Annotated in this window: 18 protein-coding genes; 10 read left to right on the forward strand and 8 right to left on the reverse strand. The window is 54.2% G+C overall.

Annotation, left to right across the window (positions count from 1 at the left end; genetic code table 11):
• Positions 1-115: 115 nt before the first annotated feature.
• The 4 genes from MRBBS_RS15255 to MRBBS_RS15270 all read right to left on the reverse strand — a co-directional run bounded on the left by MRBBS_RS15255 (position 116) and on the right by MRBBS_RS15270 (position 3,493).
• Positions 116-883 (reverse strand): SDR family NAD(P)-dependent oxidoreductase, encoded by a 768-nt coding sequence (locus tag MRBBS_RS15255; RefSeq protein WP_014872465.1) that lies wholly within the window; start codon positions 881-883, stop codon positions 116-118.
• 67 nt (positions 884-950) lie between these two features.
• Positions 951-2,153 (reverse strand): acyl-CoA dehydrogenase family protein, encoded by a 1,203-nt coding sequence (locus MRBBS_RS15260; RefSeq protein WP_014872466.1) that lies wholly within the window; start codon positions 2,151-2,153, stop codon positions 951-953.
• A 75-nt stretch (positions 2,154-2,228) separates the two neighbouring features.
• Complete coding sequence (locus tag MRBBS_RS15265; RefSeq protein ID WP_014872467.1) at positions 2,229-2,699, reverse strand: PaaI family thioesterase; 471 nt, start codon at positions 2,697-2,699, stop codon at positions 2,229-2,231.
• Entirely contained in the window at positions 2,699-3,493 is a 795-nt protein-coding gene (locus MRBBS_RS15270; RefSeq protein ID WP_014872468.1) for an SDR family NAD(P)-dependent oxidoreductase, read from the reverse strand. The genes MRBBS_RS15265 and MRBBS_RS15270 overlap by 1 nt, the downstream gene beginning before the upstream one ends.
• Positions 3,494-3,637: 144 nt before the next feature.
• On the opposite strand from MRBBS_RS15270, the gene MRBBS_RS15275 reads away from it, so the two are divergent.
• On the forward strand, positions 3,638-5,239 hold the full coding sequence (locus MRBBS_RS15275) for a class I adenylate-forming enzyme family protein (RefSeq protein WP_014872469.1): 1,602 nt from the start codon (positions 3,638-3,640) through the stop codon (positions 5,237-5,239).
• A 6-nt stretch (positions 5,240-5,245) separates the two neighbouring features.
• On the opposite strand, the gene MRBBS_RS15280 is transcribed toward MRBBS_RS15275, so the two are convergent.
• Positions 5,246-5,986 (reverse strand): enoyl-CoA hydratase/isomerase family protein, encoded by a 741-nt coding sequence (locus MRBBS_RS15280; RefSeq protein ID WP_014872470.1) that lies wholly within the window; start codon positions 5,984-5,986, stop codon positions 5,246-5,248.
• A 169-nt stretch (positions 5,987-6,155) separates the two neighbouring features.
• Between MRBBS_RS15280 and dctP the strand changes: the two genes are divergently transcribed.
• The 6 genes from dctP (at position 6,156) to cysQ (ending at position 12,165) form a co-directional block, all read left to right on the forward strand.
• A complete protein-coding gene (gene dctP, locus MRBBS_RS15285) occupies positions 6,156-7,202 on the forward strand; it encodes a TRAP transporter substrate-binding protein DctP (protein ID WP_014872471.1) in 1,047 nt (348 codons plus the stop codon).
• 90 nt (positions 7,203-7,292) lie between these two features.
• The gene (locus MRBBS_RS15290) at positions 7,293-7,838 is read left to right on the forward strand and encodes a TRAP transporter small permease subunit (protein ID WP_014872472.1); all 546 of its coding nucleotides are present in this window, start codon (positions 7,293-7,295) and stop codon (positions 7,836-7,838) included.
• Positions 7,835-9,145 (forward strand): TRAP transporter large permease, encoded by a 1,311-nt coding sequence (locus tag MRBBS_RS15295; protein ID WP_014872473.1) that lies wholly within the window; start codon positions 7,835-7,837, stop codon positions 9,143-9,145. Before MRBBS_RS15290 ends, MRBBS_RS15295 begins: the two co-directional genes overlap by 4 nt.
• A gap of 128 nt (positions 9,146-9,273) precedes the next feature.
• Positions 9,274-9,963: a nitroreductase gene (locus MRBBS_RS15300; RefSeq protein WP_014872474.1), complete on the forward strand. Its 690-nt coding sequence runs from the start codon at positions 9,274-9,276 to the stop codon at positions 9,961-9,963.
• A gap of 127 nt (positions 9,964-10,090) precedes the next feature.
• Positions 10,091-11,401: a DUF3422 domain-containing protein gene (locus MRBBS_RS15305; RefSeq protein WP_014872475.1), complete on the forward strand. Its 1,311-nt coding sequence runs from the start codon at positions 10,091-10,093 to the stop codon at positions 11,399-11,401.
• Positions 11,398-12,165 carry a 3'(2'),5'-bisphosphate nucleotidase CysQ gene (gene cysQ, locus MRBBS_RS15310; RefSeq protein ID WP_014872476.1) on the forward strand — a complete coding sequence of 256 codons (768 nt, stop codon included), beginning with the start codon at positions 11,398-11,400 and terminating at the stop codon, positions 12,163-12,165. The genes MRBBS_RS15305 and cysQ overlap by 4 nt, the downstream gene beginning before the upstream one ends.
• A gap of 90 nt (positions 12,166-12,255) precedes the next feature.
• Here cysQ and MRBBS_RS15315 read toward each other — a convergent pair whose 3' ends face one another.
• Both MRBBS_RS15315 and MRBBS_RS15320 read right to left on the reverse strand, forming a co-directional pair.
• Positions 12,256-13,755, reverse strand: coding sequence for an MFS transporter (locus MRBBS_RS15315; RefSeq protein WP_014872477.1), 1,500 nt, complete (start codon positions 13,753-13,755; stop codon positions 12,256-12,258).
• A 52-nt stretch (positions 13,756-13,807) separates the two neighbouring features.
• Positions 13,808-14,269, reverse strand: coding sequence for a universal stress protein (locus MRBBS_RS15320; protein ID WP_014872478.1), 462 nt, complete (start codon positions 14,267-14,269; stop codon positions 13,808-13,810).
• 281 nt (positions 14,270-14,550) lie between these two features.
• Here MRBBS_RS15320 and MRBBS_RS15325 point away from each other — a divergent pair, with 281 nt between their 5' ends.
• Positions 14,551-15,549: an MFS transporter gene (locus MRBBS_RS15325; RefSeq protein WP_014872479.1), complete on the forward strand. Its 999-nt coding sequence runs from the start codon at positions 14,551-14,553 to the stop codon at positions 15,547-15,549.
• Between the two features lie 14 nt (positions 15,550-15,563).
• Here the strand turns inward: MRBBS_RS15325 and MRBBS_RS15330 are convergent, their stop codons facing one another.
• Positions 15,564-15,932, reverse strand: coding sequence for a SirB2 family protein (locus MRBBS_RS15330; protein WP_187290812.1), 369 nt, complete (start codon positions 15,930-15,932; stop codon positions 15,564-15,566).
• A gap of 197 nt (positions 15,933-16,129) precedes the next feature.
• On the opposite strand from MRBBS_RS15330, the gene MRBBS_RS15335 reads away from it, so the two are divergent.
• Both MRBBS_RS15335 and fabA read left to right on the forward strand, forming a co-directional pair.
• Positions 16,130-17,308, forward strand: a complete 1,179-nt coding sequence (locus tag MRBBS_RS15335; protein WP_014872482.1) for an NnrS family protein — start codon at positions 16,130-16,132, stop codon at positions 17,306-17,308.
• A 102-nt stretch (positions 17,309-17,410) separates the two neighbouring features.
• Positions 17,411-17,935 carry a bifunctional 3-hydroxydecanoyl-ACP dehydratase/trans-2-decenoyl-ACP isomerase gene (gene fabA, locus MRBBS_RS15340; RefSeq protein ID WP_014872483.1) on the forward strand — a complete coding sequence of 175 codons (525 nt, stop codon included), beginning with the start codon at positions 17,411-17,413 and terminating at the stop codon, positions 17,933-17,935.
• Position 17,936 lies beyond the last annotated feature (1 nt).

Raw genomic sequence — 17,936 nt, forward strand, 5'->3', positions numbered from 1 at the left:
TCTGCGGATAGGGGCGCTTTTCTTTCGGGAAAACAAATCGTTGCGCTCAAACATCTTTTCCCTGCAGAAAAACACCCCCATCCGCAGCCCTTGGCACGTTTCAGTAATAGCTGCTTTAACAGATGGTTTCGCCGCCGTCGGCGACAATGGTCTGGCCGGTTATGTAGGCGCTGGCTTTGGTTGATAAAAATACGGCCAGGCCTGCGATATCTACCGGGTCGCCGATTCTTCTCAGTGGGGTTTTGTCTTCGGCTCGTTTAACGCGCACCGGATCTTCCCAGAGTGTACGGGCGAAGTCGGTTTTGATCAGGCCGGGGGCGATGCTGTTGATGCGGATGCCTTTCGGGCCCCATTCAACCGCCAGGTTCCGGGCCAGTGCGGCTTCTGCTGCTTTGGATACACCGTAGGTTCCGATGGTTGTGTTACCGCGGATTCCGGCGATGCTGGACAGCAACACAACGGCGCCCTCACCTTTTTCCGCCATCTGCGGCAGCACCATGTTGGTGAGCCAGAAGGTGCCTTTGACGTTGGTGTCCATGATTTTATCCCAGGCCTCGTCGGTCATTTCGGAGGTGGGACCATAGACCGGGTTGGTGGCGGCGTTGCATACGAGCACGTCGATACTGCCCCAGGCTTCGTTGGTTTTGTTTACCAGATTTTGAAGGTCGTCTTTTTTGCCGACATGGCAGGGTATCGCTATGGCGTCATAGCCTTTGCCTTTCAGTTCATTCGCCACCTGTTCGCAGGCGTCGGCCTTACGACTGGAGATAACAACTTTCGCGCCCAGACGGGCCATTTCTTCGGCGATTGACAGACCAATGCCTTTAGTGGAACCGGTGATCAAGGCCACCTTACCGGTCATATCAAAAAGTGGGTTGTTCATAACTCGGTCCTTATACTCAAAGATTGGGTGCTGGCCGGAAGTGCGCCCACCCGTGGCTTAGCCCTGATTAGCGATACTGACGCAGTTCAATCTTGGCAACAGAATCTAAGTGAACCTCATCCGGCCCATCCGCTAGCCGCAATGTCCGTACCTTAGCCCAGGCTGATGCAAGGAAGGTGTCTTGGCTCACGCCGGCCCCACCGTGCACCTGAATCGCACGATCGAGCACTTTCAGCGCCATGCTCGGAGCAATCACCTTGATCATGGCGATTTCCTGACGAGCTACCTTGTTACCCACGGTGTCCATCATGTGCGCCGCCTTCAGAGTCAACAGTCGCGCCTGCTCAATCTCGATTCGGCTGCGGGCTATGTCCTTGCGGATAGAGTCAAAGCTGGAGAGCGGCTTGCCGAATGCCTCGCGTTCGTTGGCACGCTTACACATCAACTCCAGCGCACGTTCCGCAACGCCAATGATCCGCATACAGTGGTGAATGCGACCTGGCCCGAGACGGCCCTGGGCGATTTCAAAGCCACGCCCCTCACCTAGCAAAAGGTTGCCAACAGGAACCCGCACGTTTTCGTAATGAATCTCCGCGTGGCCGTGGGGTGCGTGGTCATAACCAAACACCATTAGGGAGCGTACTAGTTTCACACCGGGCGCATCTAATGGCACCAGAATCATCGACTGCTGCTGGTGCTTGGGCGCGGCAGGATCGGTTTTACCCATCACAATCGCAATTTTACAGGTGGTGGTCATGGCACCCGAAGACCACCATTTTTTGCCGTTAATCACATACTCATCGCCCTCACGACGGATCTCACAGGCGATATTAGTTGCATCGGAGGACGCTACATCCGGTTCTGTCATGGAAAAGCAGGAACGAATCTCACCCGCCAGCAAAGGCTTCAGCCACTGCTCTTGCTGTTTGTCATTACCGTACCGGGCGATTGTTTCCATATTGCCGGTATCCGGTGCAGAACAGTTGAACACCTCCGGGGCCATTTCAGAACGGCCCATGATTTCGCAAAGGTGGGCGTATTCAAAGTTGGTCAGGCCAGCGCCCAGATCGCTTTCCGGCAGGAACAGGTTCCAGAGGCCTTCCGCTTTTGCCTTCGCTTTAAGCTCCTCTATGATCGGAACCGGTGCCCAACGATTTTCTGCCTTTTCAATCTGTTCGTGGTGCGTGGACTCGTTGGGATAAATGTTCACGTCCATGAACTCGCTCAACTGCACCTGTAGATTTTTAGCTTTGTCAGACAACTCGAACATGTCGGCTTCCTCTTTATTATTGATTCGATGACCGGCCTTCGCAGCCAACCAGGTTTCTGTTCTATGCACTGAAAATCAGATAGGAACGCCTTCCGGCTTGTCGCTGCCAGACCGCATCCGGAACGTGCCTTCGGCGATAGCAAGCAGATTGCCCTTATCGTCATGCACTTCGCCGGTGCTGTTAAAAATCCGGGTGCCACCGGCTCGCTTGCGCCCGGTTACACGAATAGTGCCGCTGGAGCACTGGCCGGTAAACGTTGTGGTCAAAGACAAGGTAATGGCTTTACGCATTCGCCCCGGGAAGGGGCAGTGTGTGCCAGCTTGGGCCATCGCGATATCAACCAGCGACGTCAGTACGCCGCCGTGAATGACACCACCAAGGTTTAGATGCTTTGGCTCCAGTTCCAGCTCAATAACCGCTTCGTTTTCCTCCCAGGAAGCCTGGCGGTAACCGAGCAGGTTATGAAAGCCCGGCAGCTCTGTACCATCGACATAGGTGCTATCGACATAGGCGCTATCGACATAAGGGGGTTCTTGCTTACTCATTACACTTTCATTCCTGGCAGGTTCAGAGAGGCGGTGTTGCCGCCATCCACAGGCAGCGCCTGTCCGGTGATATAGCTGGCATCGTCACTGGCAAAAAACAGAATGGCCGCTGCGATTTCTTCCGGGTCGCCGTAGCGGCGCAGTTCACAGCGAGCGCCCAACTTGTGAGCTTTTTCATTGGTGCGGGCGTAATCAAACACCGCTTTTGTCATACCGGTTTCAACCAGGCCCGGGCAGACAGCGTTCACCCGGATATTGTGAAGGCCAAGGTCACACGCAGCGGTCATCGTGAGGTTGATCACTCCAGCCTTTGAGGCGCTATAAGCATTGCCCCCTGCGCCCGAGCGAATACCGGCAACCGACGCTGTATTGACAATGGAACCGAGTTTGCGGGCCTGCATGTGCGGCGCGACATGCTTTATGAGGAGCATGGTGCCAATCAGATTCACCGCCAACACCGTGTCCCACTCGTCTCGCTCGTTTTCGATTACCGGTGGATGGCCTTTCCCTGTGCTGGCAATGCCAGCGATGTTGCACAGGATGTCAATTTTTCCGAACGCGTCCATAGCGTCGCTGACAAGTTTTTTCACCTGAGCCTCATCGGCAACGTCGACACGGCGACGGAGGTACTCAGCCCCTTCCGGCATTAGATTCCCGGTGTCAACCAAGCCCAATTCGGAAGTATCCGCCATGATCACTTGGGCACCCTCACAGGCCAATCGCAAGGCGGTTGCCCGACCTATGCCACTGCCTGCTCCGGTAACAATAGCCGCCCGACCATCAAAACGCCCCATGCCGCTGTTCCTTGTATCTTTGGTTTTATTATTACACTAGTGATTTTGCTATCGCATTAATTTGTCATGTCTTCTACTTTTGAGTCAATATAATCGGAAGTAAATTTCACTAGTCAAAACACAATAGCAGCATAAGGCACAAAAATGAAAAATAACCTGAGCGAAATGCCTGTGTACGCACCCATGACCCCGAACGAACCCATGGAGGCCATTGGCCACCGGATACAGAGGTTTACAATCAGCCGTGCAGACCACCCGGCATTGATCAGTGAACAGGGCACGGTGAGCTGGAGAGACCTGTTGGATCAGATTAACCGGATCGCCAACCGCCTGCGAGATGCGGGGCTTGAGCCGGGCGACTCAGTTGCAGCTCTGTCGGAGAACAGCGCTGACTATGTCGCTCTGTATCTCGGTGTGCTTACCGCCGGCGGCTGCATGGTGCCACTTTCAGGTATGGCCAGCGCCGAAACACTGTGTCTTATGCTGTCCGATTGCCGTGCAACGTTCCTGTTTGTGTCGCAGAAAAATGGGGACCTCCTTCACAGCTTCCAGCCTGGGCTGCAGGGATTACCGGACGACCGTATTGTTGCCCTGGATGAAAACGGCGAAGGAATTGGCCAGACCCTGAAAGTCTGGCTTGGCGATGCCTCAGCTGGGGCCCGCCCGGCGGACGTATCGCTGGATGACGCCTTTAATATCATCTACAGCTCCGGCACCACCGGCACTCCGAAGGGCATTCTCCATGATTACCGATTCCGCCAGCGGCAGATGGAACGCATGAGCCTCTATGGACTGGATTGCGATGCCATTAACCTGGTCTCAACGCCGCTGTACTCCAACACCACACTGGTCTCGGTGTTACCCACGCTGTTCCACGGCGGCACGCTGGTCATTATGGCAAAGTTCGACGCTCGGCGATTTCTGGAGCTGGCCGAAACACACCGTGTGACCCACGCCATGCTGGTACCAGTGCAGTACCAGAGGATTCTGGCTGACGCGGAATTTGACCGCTTTGACCTCTCTAGCTTCAAGTTGAAACTCTGCACCAGCGCGCCCCTAAGACCGGACGTGATAGCTGATGCGATGGCTCGCTGGCCCGGCAACATACGAGAGGTTTACGGCCTCACAGAGGGCGGCATCTCTACCAGCCTCGACTGTGCCGCGCACCCAGACAAATGGAGCTCAGTAGGCATACCAACGCAAGGTGCGGAAGTACGCGTGATCGACGAAGAGGATCATGAACTTTCGAGAGGCGAAACCGGCGAGTTGGTGGGCCGCGCCATTTCGATGATGCGAGGCTACGTGAACCGGCCTGAACAGACCGAGGAAATGCTTTGGGAAAGCCCTGAGGGCAACGTGTTTTATCGCAGTGGAGATATGGGACGAATCGACGAAGACGGATTCATCCATATTCTTGATCGTCGCAAGGACATGATCATTTCTGGTGGCTTCAACATCTACCCGGTCGATCTAGAGAAGGCGCTGCTGGCACACCCTGCCGTGGACGATGCAGCGGTTATCGGCATTCCCAGCGAACATTGGGGTGAAACACCGCTGGCTCTGGTGGTTCTCAAGCCCGGGCACCAAGATTCAACGCTTACGATACTCGAATGGGCTAACGGCCAGCTCGGCAAAAGCCAGCGTATCTCCGCTATCGAGCTCCGCGAGGAGCTCCCCCGCTCCACCATAGGGAAAGTTCTGAAGCGGGAGCTGCGTGAACCTTATTGGAAAAAAATCGCGCGTTGATCCCGATCAGCGTGGGGCCAGCTTGCCCAGAGCGGCCCGGCAATCCTCCGACCGAAGCCGCTCGGTAAACACCTCCCGCTCCCGCTCCAGTGCCTGTTCAATCTGCTCACGCCAGGGAGCGCGGATCAGCCGCTTGCTGGCCCGCAGGGCTTCACGGGATTTGTTTGCCAAGCTCTTTGCAAGCGCCAACGCCTCGGACAGCGCCTGCCCATCATCCACAATCCGGCTTACCAGCCCACATTCCCTGGCATCACTGCCACTGATCACCTCACCCAGGAGCAGCAGATCCGTGGCTTTACGAGTACCCAAATGCAGAGGCATGGTGACCGTAGAAGCAGCCTCCGGCACCAGCCCGAGATCCACAAACGCCGTTTTGAATTTCGCACTTTTTGCAGCCACCACGACATCCACGTGTAACAACAGCGTTGTGCCGATGCCGATTGCCATACCTTCTACTGCGGCTATAACCGGCGTATCGCAGTTCATCAGCGCTTCAATAAACGCCAGCCCGGCGGAAGGCTTCGGGTTTGCATCCGTGGCACGAGCCCGGAAATCATCCAGGTCATTGCCCGCCGTGAACACACCACCCGCGCCAGAGATGACGATGGCGCTCACAGCCTCATCTTCATTCGCACGGATTATGGCGTCACTCAGTTGCTGATACATTTCCCGGGTCAGGGCATTTTTCTTCTCGGGGCGGTTGATAACGAGCTGGAGCACGCCATGAGACTGCTGATTTTCAATCATCGGATTGTCCTTATTGAGAATAATTCTGGTGCCTCTACATAAAACATCCTATTGCAAAAGCCCGATCTTGTGATAGATTCAGAAAATAATAATTCACCCTGCAGTCGTTAGTTCTGCACAGTGAAACAACAAGAAGCATCCCAACAACAACGAATAATGAGGCACAGTTATGAATCTCCTCGCCAAAACACGCAAATCCCTGACCGTTTACGCGTCTGCCCTTACCCTCGGAATTTCAGCTGCCCTGAGCGCTGCGCCCGCCGCCGCCCAGGAAACGTTCACATGGAAAGTGCAGTCCCACTGGCCAGGCGCCAGCAGCTCCTACACAGACAGCCTGGTAAGGCTGCAACGAGTTCTGGACGAGCGCACAGACGGGCGTTTGAAACTCAAGCTTTATGAAGCCGGCGCGCTCTTCAAGGCCCAAGACACGTTCAATGCTGTGAGCCGTGGCATTCTGGAAATGGGCACAATCTCTCCCTCTTATGCCCAGGACAAAGTCTCTCTTGCGGGCATTGCCTCCGGCTTGCCCTTTGCGTTCCGTAACGTGTGGGAAGCTGAATACTTCCATCAGGGTATGGGTTTTGAGCAGATGCTTCGTGATGAAGCGGCAGAACACGACGTTTACTGGGCAACCGATAAGGTATATCCCACTGAAATGGTGATCAAAGAGCCGATCAATAGCTGGGACGATTTTACCGGTCTGAAGATCCGCTCCTCAGGTGTTCTGCAAAAGTTCCTGACCGAAGCGGGTGCTGCAGCATCTTATATTCCAGGCAGCGAACTTTACTCCGCGCTTGACTCAGGCATTGTTGACGGTGCCCATTGGGGTGCCGCTCAGGGTGCCTCCAGCATGGCTCTGTATGAAGTGGCCAAGTACCACGTTCAACCGGCCCTGAACATCGCGGGCACTGATGTCATCATTGTCAGCATGAAGGCACTGAACAAATTGCCGGAGGACATGCAAAAAATCGTCAAAGATACACTCGATGAGCAATTCTGGGTTCGTACCAACGAATACCTTTATAAGGAGCGCATCACCCTGGCCAAGGTCATCGCCGAACAGGGCGTGCAGGTTAACGTTCTGCCGGATGACGTTCAGGACAAGCTGACAAAAGCCGCACAGGCAATGTGGGACGAGGAAGGCGAGCGTAGCGACAACGCCAAGAAGGCGTTGGATATGCTGAAGGGCTACCTAGCCGAACTCGGCTACCTCTAAGCCGCACGATTAACGAAGTGACACAGGCCGGAGTCTTTGACGTCCGGCCTTTTTATCCCTGAAACACCCAACATCCTCCTGGAGAATGCAATGAGTGTGCTGACCGCATTCATAAGCGGGGTTACCCGTCTTAATGATTTTGTCGGACGCTGGATAGCCCTGCTCGTTTTCGCCATGTTCGCGTTCCTGCTGCTGGAAGTGGGCTTCCGTTATCTGCTTGACGCACCCACAGTCTGGACCAACGAGCTTACTCAAATGTTGTTCGGCGTTTATGCGGTAATGTCCGGAGGCTACATCATGGCTCATCGGGGCCACGTCAATGTCGATCTTCTGCACTCGCAGCTATCGCCTCGCAAGCGGGCGTTTATGGACATCGGCACCTCATTGATATTTTTCATTTTTACTCTTGCTCTGCTGTGGTTTGGCATTGACATGGCCAGCGAATCCATCGCCAGTTGGGAGACCTCTTACTCTGCCTGGAACCCGCCGATCTGGCCGGCCAAACTTGCCATTCCTGTCGGAACAGGACTGCTGGTACTGCAGGGCTTGGCAAAACTCCTCGAAGACATTGCCATTGCGTTCAACCTGAATTACTACCGCCCGGATCACAGCGCTTCTAAAGGAGAGCAGTCGTGAGTATTGAAGTTCTGACCCTGCTGTTTTTTGGTTCGCTGTTATTCTTCCTGCTGCTGGGTTTGCCGCTGGCTTTTGTTCTCGGTGGCGTTTCGGTGATCTTCCTCTATTTTACCTGGGGATTTGACTCCTTTTATATGGTGGCCTCGCAGATCTGGGGCACCATGGGCAGCTTTACCCTAGTTGCGATTCCCCTGTTTGTTTTCATGGCCATGGTGCTGGAGCGGACCGGTGTGGCAAAGGACCTGTACCGGATGATGCACCTGTGGTTTGGCGGCCTTCGCGGCGGCCTGGCTATAGGAACCCTGGTTATCTGCGCCATATTTGCGGCTATGGTGGGTATCAGTGGCGCAGCGGTGGTTGCCATGGGCACCATTGCACTGCCCTCCATGCTGGAACGTGGCTATGACCGCAAAATGGCGCTGGGTGTCATCAATACAGGTGGTGGCTGGGGCATTCTGATACCGCCCAGCATTCTGATGATTCTCTACGCACTGATTACCGGGGTATCCGTAGGCCAGATGTTTGCTGCCGGCATCATGCCTGGTGTTCTGTTGATGGTAATGACCGTCACTTACATTCTTATACGCTCTACCCTCCAGCCGCATCTGGCACCGGCCCTGCCTCCAGAGGAACGTGGCACCTGGCCTGAGAAGCTCCGTGCTCTAAGAGCCGTACTGCTGCCCATGGGCGTTGTTTTCATGGTGTTAGGCTCCATCATCGGTGGCATTACCACGCCAACGGAAGCCGCCGCCATGGGCGTTCTGGGTTCGCTGATTTCGGCGGCCGTCTATCGCCAGTTTAAGTGGAGCATCCTGCAGGAAGCAGCTATCCGTACCTTCAAGCTTACGGGCATGATCATGTGGATCCTATTTGCCGCTCACGCGTTTAGCGCGGCATATCAGAGCATGGGAGCTCAAGATCTGATAGAAGGGATGATGCAGCACATTCCCGGCGGGCCATGGGGCATCATCATTGCAATGATGGTGATTATATTCTTCCTGGCCATGGTGCTCGACCCGGTTGGCATCATGCTGATTACTCTGCCGGTGTTCATGCCTATCGTAAAATCCCTTGGCTTCGATCCAATCTGGTTCGGCATTTTGTTCGTGATCAACATGGAAATCGGCTATAAGACTCCGCCCTTCGGATTTAACCTGTTTTATCTAAAAGGTGTCGTACCGCCAGGCATTACCATGAAGGACATCTACACCTCAGTCGTTCCGTTCGTCATCATCGAAATCATAGCCATTGGCATCATCATGGTCTTTCCAAAAATCGCTACCTGGCTTCCAGGCGTGTTTTTCTGATCCGCTCAATCATGAGCTCAACATCACGTTCTGACGGTGTCGAGACGTGATGTTCATAAACACCGACGTTATAAAAAATTAAAACGACTGAAAAACACCACCGCGTACTCATTATTTTGGAACCTCCTATGAATGCAGTCAGCAAGCCTACGATGTCTCTGGTAGATGCCATTTTTCAGCGACGCTCCGTCCGTGGTTTTTTGCCAAAAACGGTTCCTGAAGAAACCATGCGCAACGTGTTCGAACAGGCACAGCAAGCACCGTCAAACTGCAACACTCAACCTTGGTATACCGTGGTTGCTTCTGGCGATCTAAGAGACTCATTGCGAGATCAGTTTATCGGTCGGGCAATGGCGGGAGCACCCTCTGAACCTGATTTTAGCTACGTCAGCAAATTTGAGGGCGTTTATCGCGGCCGGCAAGTTGACTGCGCCGCAGCACTGTACGGAGAAATGGAAATTGCCCGCGACGACAAAGCTGGACGTAGCCGAGCGGCGCTGCGCAACTTCGAGTTCTTTGATGCGCCACATGTAGCCTTTCTTTGCATGGATCGCTCTTTTGGCGCCACCATCGCAGTCGATGTGGGCATCTATGCCCAAACTCTGATGCTGGCAATGACGGCTCAAGGCATCAGTTCCTGTGCTATGGGTAGTTTGCGATCCCATCCTGACCTGGTTCGTGCTGCCTTTGGACTGGAGGAAAACATCGGCGTGGTGTTTGGTATCTGTTTTGGTTACGACGACTCAGAGGTGAAGGCAAACAACACGCGCACTACCCGCGTCTCTCTTGATGAGACCGTGGTATTCAAGGACCGCTAATGTTGATCACCGAGCAGAGAGACGCTTGCCAGGCCCTCTCTGTTCGCTATTGTCAAACACCTCTTTCGGGTTACTATTCGGGGCATCCTTTACCACTTCTCTATCCAACAAAAGGATCAGCCCCAGTGTGAGCGAGTTACTGGCCAACCTCGATATCCACCCTCTACGGGGTGATTTCTATGACGAGCTGCATTCTCGCCCGTTCCAGATTCTTCCCTCGCCTGCACGAGTCAGCCACATTGCGGTGCTGACCAATCCAGAGCAACGCCAGAGCCAGTTCCAACATTTGCAAACCCTTTATACATTGCTTGGCCATGTTCCACCCCAGCAAGAAGTAGGCTGTTTTGAGCACACCTTTGGTGACCTGCGGGTTAGGCGGGAAATGCATATGGAATTTGCCTCATACACGTTTGTGAATCTGGCCCCCAACCGGTCTGTAGCTTTTTCCGAAAACGCCATTAACCTACTGCCAGAGGGCTGGCTTGCGGAATTAAGCGGCACCGTCATAGCCGCATTTCATCTGGATATCCAAAAAGGCAGTGCTGATAGGGCCCGCGAAAACCCTGACTACGTGCGTACACATTTCGAGGGTTTACGCCTTATAGGCAGCAGTCCGCAGGAGGGAGCCGCAAAGGTTTGGAGTACGTTTCAGCTGCACAGTGACGGCTTCGGGCGATTTATGGTGATAAATCACAAAATGTCGAACAGCCAGCTAGGGCGACTGACCCAGCGTCTGATGGAAATAGAAATTTATCGCTTGATGTCATTGCTGGCGCTGCCTGTCGCCCGCGAGATCACACCATCGTTAAATGACATGGATCAGCAGCTCGTACTGGTTACCCAAACGTTGGCAGAAAATCAAGACGTAGACGAGCAGGCGCTGCTAACCCGGTTGACCTACATTGCCGCGCGCATTGAAGCCTTTCGCGCCCGCGCTACCTTTCGATTTTCAGCCACACGGGCCTATCACCAGCTGGTAATGACACGTCTGGACGAACTCAAAGAAGATGAACTGACTGGGCACCTTACCCTGACCGAGTTTTTGACACGGCGCCTGACACCGGCGGTAAAAACTTGCGAAGCCGTTGGCGAACGCCTCGAAGATCTATCGAGGCGGGTAGACCGTGCCTCAGACATGATGCGAACGCGGGTAGAGCTGGCGATTCAAAGCCAGAATCAGCAGTTGCTGAGCTCTATGGATCGGCGTTCCAAAATCCAGCTAATGATGCAACACACCGTTGAAGGTTTTTCAGTGGTTGCGATTACCTACTATTTGATAGGGCTGCTTAAACTGGTGCTCAATTCCGTTTATGAAGCCGGTATTGTTTTCAACAAGTCTCTTGTTCTGGGCATCGCCATACCGGTCACTCTGGCTTTGGTGTACCTCAGCGTGCGTCTTGTTCACCACCACTTTATTCGAATGGCGAAAAATCAATGAAAATGGACGCTTACGCATCCTTGCTTGAAAAGCTTTTACCCATTGCGCACCACGCCGGCAATGCCATCATGAACATTTACGGCGGCAATATTGACGTGCGTACGAAGAGCGACGCATCGCCAGTAACAGAAGCCGACGAGCTGGCCGAAGCGCTCATTTTGCCGGCGCTGCAGGCACTGGACAGAGGAATTCCTATTGTTGCGGAGGAGCAGGCTGCCGCCGGCAATACACCAAAAACCGGCGACCGCTTCTGGCTGGTAGACCCCCTGGACGGCACAAAAGAATTCATCAACCGCAACGGCGAGTTCACCGTTAACATTGCGCTGATTGAGAACGGCGTGCCGGTACTGGGCGTGGTTCTGGCGCCGGCTCTGAAGCGACTGTTCGCCGGTGGCCTCGGGCTAGGTGCTTTTGTAGAGGAAAACGGCGAACGCAAGGCCATTCAGTGCCGCCCGGTGCCAGCGGCCGGGTTAACCGTTGTCGCCAGCCGCTCCCACGGCGACGAGGCCGCTCTGGCGCGATTTTTAGCCGGTGCCAAGGTGGCCAGCCAGACCAGTGCAGGCTCTTCACTAAAGCTGTGCCTGCTGGCCGCCGGTGAAGCGGATGTGTATCCGCGACTGGGGCCCACTATGGAATGGGACATTGCTGCCGGTGACGCTGTGCTGCGTGCAGCCGGTGGCCGACTGATTACCCTGGACAACAAGCCCATGGTGTACGGCAAGCCAAACTTTGCCAACCCGCACTTTTCAGCCTGGGGCTTATGAGCTAGGGACAGATTTTAAATCTGTCCCTTATCCTCAAAAAAACCCCGCTGAAATCACTCCCGGCGGGTTTTTTCTGTGCGCCAGACTGTCTTAGCCAAGGGACGCCGTGCGGATACGGCCCTCTTCCTCTATCTGCAAGTCTACTGACGACACTGCGTATTCATCGGCGAAACCCGATTCCGGCTCTTTCAGCCACATAAAGCACAGTACCCAGCTTACAAACGCACCAACGGCAATAATGTAGAAGAACTGGGAGGGCGTCACAAAAGTGAAGATTGTCAAATAAACCACCGCACCTACGTTACCGTAAGCTCCGGCCATACCGGAAATCTGCCCGGTCAAACGGCGTTTTATGGACGGGATAATACCAAAGGTAGCGCCTTCAGCACCCTGCACAAAAAACGAGGTAAACACGGTCACGCCCACGGCCACAATCAGCGGCCAGCTGGAATTCAGCATACCCATGAGTGCAAAGCCCACCGCAATACCAAACATATAGCTGAGCATCACAAAGCGGCGGTTGCCCATGCGGTCCGACACCAGGCCACCCATAGGCCGGGCAACCAGGTTCACGAAGGCGAAAGAGGCAGCCACCATTCCGGCGGCGGCAGCGCCCAAGCTCCAGGTTTCCTCAAAGAACATCGGCAACATGGACACAACCGCCAGTTCCGCACCAAAGTTGGCAAAGTAGGTGCTGTTCAATGCGGCAACGCTGTTAAACGGGTACTTGTCGTCTTCCGGTACACCCTTTTTCAGGATAGGAACGTTAACCCGCAGAATCTGCACAATCTGGTAGCAAACAATGGAACAGATCACCACGTAGGCCACGACTGCACCCGTCACGCTTAGATAACCCATGTTCTGAATACGCCACACCAGAATGGCCAGTACGCCAATCAACGGAATGGTCCATAGAATCAGCTTGACCATGTCGCCCCAGGTACTGACTTCCAACGCACTCGCTTTACGGGGCTTGCGATGCACGGTTCCAACGGGGCCATCGGTAACCGCAAACCAGTAGTACACGCCATACAGCGCCATCACGATGGCACTCTGGGCAATGGCCCAGCGCCAGCCATCATCACCGCCGTACATTTGCAGGGCAATGGTCGGCAACGTTAGCGCAGCAGCAGCCGAGCCGAAGTTGCCCCAACCGGCGTAAAAGCCCTCGGCAAAGCCGATATCGCGGGGCTTGAACCACATGGCGGTCATGTGAATACCCACCACGAAGCTGGCGCCAATGGAGCTAAGCACAAGGCGACTAACCAGCAGTTGGGTCATGGTATTACCGAAGGCAAAGGTCAGGGCCGGTATCGACATCAGCACCATCAAAATCGAAAACACCCGGCGCGGGCCGAAACGGTCCAGTGCCATACCCACAATAATTCGTGCGGGTATGGTCAGCGCCACGTTACAAATGGCAAACAGGCGCAAATCATCAGCGGTCAGCCAGTTCACGCTTTTCAGCATGCTCGACGCCAGCGGCGCCATGTTAAACCACACGTAAAATGTGATGAAGAACGCAATCCAGGTCAGGTGCAGTGCTTTGATCTCTGGATTTTTAAAACCGAATATAGCTGCGACTTTCATTTAAGCCTCCGGGGGCTTTCAGTTCTGTCGGTTACTGCTGCGCCAGCGGCGATCAGCAGCTAGGCAGAATAAGCAGTGGGCATTGCACACGGCGCGCCAGAAACGAGCTGACCTTACCGAATGTCATGTAGTCCAGCTCATCGACGAAATAAGTCAGTGAACGGGCAATAAAACCGCCGTCCGGCTCTTCACTGTGGCGGGCAATCACCAACATGTTTGGCTGCACTTTATTTTCAGCGGCGTAGAGCAACATCTTGCGTGCGTCTCCCTCCAGTAACAGGGAGTTGGCGCTGATGCCTTCCCGGACGCACATGTCCAGAGCTTCTTGCAGGGCCTTTTTTAAACTGACCAGTTCTTCCTGAAACAAGTCCTCGTTGCTTGCGGTTATGTCACGCGGGTTCTCGGCTACGGCAACCAGGCTGAGAGTAGGTTTGAGCGAGTGAAACATGGTGATGGTTTGTGCCAACGCCAGTTTGGCGTTGCGCGAGCCATCGTAGGCGATCATTATTTTCATAGAGGGTTTCCCGGCGAATTTATCGGCACCGTTACAGGCGTTGCGGTGGTCTATGCGTGCATTAGCCCACACTTAACAGCCACTTATTATTGATGCATATCAACGTTCATAGCGCATACCCCACCAGAGAAATCAACACTCTATCCCCTTGCACCTGTTGCCACGCAAAAGCCTACCCCATAGCTCCCCAGCAGGAGGTACCCCTGATGCCCCGGCCCGAATATTCATGGTTTTGATAACATCTGCAGGTGCCAAAAAAACTCTGTAAATGAGGCCGTAGTGTGCAAAACAATCGTTTTCAATCGGATCATCAAGCGCAGGAAGTACCGCTTGAGCCGGAGCTTGCACCAAAAACTTCGGCGTACCTTTTGGGTGCTTTGGCGCTGCTGCTTTGCGGGATCGGCGGATTAGTATTGGAAAACCGATTACACCTGCAGGCAAACACCCTCAGCCTGGTGCTAGCGCTGACTGTTTTGGCAGGCTCTGGGTTACGTTTGGCGTTCGGAATAAACGCTGACCGGCGGGCAATGCCCGCGAATGTCATAGGCGCAACAGCGATCAGGCACGGGGCCGGAACACCTTGCATTAAGAAAAACCGTCTGATGTGGCGTTTTGCAGTGTTTTACAGCGGTGTGTCTGCCAGCTTTATTATTCTTGCCCTGTGGCTACCTCATTATCTGGCGGGGCTGTATCAGCTTGACGTTGGTCACGCAGCGCTTACCGGTTTACTTTGGGTAATACCTGCAGCGCTATTTCATGCCCCGGCCATAAAGCTAACACGGCGATTCGGCGCGCGGCGGATGATGTACCACAGTCTGACCGGCATATTAATCGTGACGTTTATGCTCAGCTACCCCCCAACCCATTATCAAATTCATGGCATCAACCGCGAGATTCCCTTTACCTTAAGCCTCGGCCTCCCACTTTTTTCAACGCTGATGATTGCATTGGGCTTATTTCTTGCTCTTGGCCAAGCGGCATTATCTAGCCAAATAACACGGTACTATTCCCAGCACTATTCCCAGCACTATCCCAATAAAGTAAACACGGCGACCGCCATACTCACGATGGCCGGAGCCATTCTTGCCGCCCCGATGCTACTGGCATTCGCCGCCATCAGTGATATAACCGGCATCTGGCAAACTAACTTCATGCTGATATTTGCGCTGGCCTTGTTTACGTTGCTGCGCATGCACCTGGCCATTTGCAGTGCCGAACGCAAAGAGTGGGCCAACGCGGCAGAGTCCGCCGACCTTCCGGAGTTATTCAGCGGCCGTTAAAAACCCGAACAGCGTTAGGAGAAGAGTATCGGTTTGGCCGTCGCCAAGTGGAATATCGCGGCTATCTGCAACAGGGCAAGCACCGCTGCCACGATGCGTGCGCGCTTATCAACACTGACTTTAAGGGCAAACAGACCGGCTACGATATAACCCACCAGCAGAATTATCTTGGCTGTTAACCAGCCGTGTACTAACGGCATCCACGGCGTTACAAACACAAGACTGACAGCACTGACCAGCAGCACCGTGTCGTTAGCGTGGGGAATCCAGCGCAAAGGCGTTTGCCGCCAACCAGGGCGGCCCACGGCATCCATCAGCAGACGCAGTGCGAAAAGCGTCACCGTCAAATACGCGGTAAGCATGTGTATGCTTTTTAAAGTCATGTACACGGGCAAGGTTCCTTAATTTCGATGAAGTTGATTATAAACCGCGCAAAACAGCCTATCTCGGCCCAAATCAAAGGGCAAAAGCGCGGCGACGAAAACGCCATTGTACGCACACTACTCCTATGCGGGTATGTCATTTGAACTGGCCCTCCTTTAACATATACTTAAAATACCACTATTAACGGAGATCCTTCATGGCGATTCCGACACCCTCCGCCGACCGCGCCAGTATCGGTCAGTTGTTCGGTTACCCTTTTCGCATTTTCTTTCTATCTATGGCCCTGCTGGTTGTTGTTGTGTTGCCAGTATGGGTACTCCAGGCAACAGGTATCTTACAACTGCCATTAGCTTTGCCAGGGGTGCTCTGGCACCAGCACGAAATGCTGTTCGGTTTCCTGACCGCCGCCATTGCGGGCTTTCTGCTAACGGCAGTCTGCACCTGGACCCAAACCGATCGCATTCATGGGCTGCGTTTGGTTCTACTGTGGGGTGTATGGATTGCTGGCCGGCTCTTGCTGGCATTTGGCGGTGATCTTCCCGTTTGGCTGGTGCAGGGTGTGAACCTGGCCTTTCTGCCGTTGGTTATGATCGATGCCGGCTGGCGTGTCTGGCACGCGCGGCAGAAACGCCAACTGATGGTATTGGTGGTACTGGGCCTTTTATGGCTGATGCAAATCGGCCTCGTTATCCGTCTTGATCCAGTTTATGGTTACGGTGCACTGCTGATGGGCCTGGCCCTGATCAGCATTGTTGGCGGGCGCATCACACCGGCCTTCACCAGCGGTTATCTGGGACGCCAGGGGCTGAGCCCTTCACTGGTGAAAAATTCGGCCAAACTGGATATGGCCAGCGTATTTGCGATGATTGTGCTGCTAGCAACGCTGGTGAGCGGCTGGCGCGCCCTTGCTGGAGTGATAGCCATCGTTGCTGCTGGCATTATGCTGGTGCGGCTTTACCACTGGAAAGGCTGGCTGACCCGTAAAGAACCGCTGTTGTGGATTTTACACCTGTCGATTCTATGGGTGCCGGTGGCGCTAACTCTTCTAGCCGGGCACTTGCTGGCCGGCTGGCCTTCAATCGCCTGGGCCCACGCTGCGGGCGCTGGCGCCATTGGCTGCCTGATATTTGGTGTTATAGCACGGGTAACCCTGGGCCACACCGGCCGATCGCTGGTGCTGCCACGGGGCATGGCAACCGCCTTTGTATTGATCCAGCTGGCAGCGGTGGCACGGGTGCTGACTGCCTTCAATATTTTAGGCTGGCACGCCGGTATTGGCGTCAGCACAATATTATGGTTGATCGCTTTTGGTGTCTTTTTATGGCGCTACACCCACATACTCGCTAGCCCGAGGCCAGACGGTAAAATCGGGTAAACATTGCGCAAATTTTGTAATTATCCACTAATGGTCAATAGCATCCGGCGAATTTCGAGCTAGAGTTGTGGAAAATCATCTTGTGAAAGAGACACCGGCACTATGGATTCCAACCCGTACCCCAACACGTTTAGCAAACAAGACCTGATCGACTGCGGTCACGGTGAATTGTTCAAGGGCGCTGGCATGCGCCTGCCCATTGATGAAATGCTGATGTTCGACCGCATCACCCACATTGGGAACGAAGGTGGGCTTTACGGCAAAGGTGGCCTGACCGCAGAGCTGGATATCAACCCGGACCTGTGGTTCTTCAAGGTGCACTTTGACAGCGATCCCGTTATGCCGGGTTGCCTGGGCCTTGACGCCATGTGGCAGCTGCTCGGTTTCTACCTGGCATGGACCGGTGGCAAGGGCAAAGGCCGCGCGCTGGGTTCCGGTCAAGTGAAATTCTTTGGCCAGGTTCTTCCTAATGCCAAAAAAGTCACTTACCATCTTGACTTCAAACGTCTTATAAAGCGTAAGTTAACCATGGCTATCGCTGATGGCCGCATGGAAGTGGACGGCAAGGAAATTTATACGGCCAAAGACCTACGGGTAGGCCTGTTCACTTCCACCGACAATTTTTAGG

Origin of the sequence: Marinobacter sp. BSs20148 (assembly GCF_000283275.1) — a bacterium.
Taxonomy (GTDB): domain Bacteria; phylum Pseudomonadota; class Gammaproteobacteria; order Pseudomonadales; family Oleiphilaceae; genus Marinobacter; species Marinobacter psychrophilus.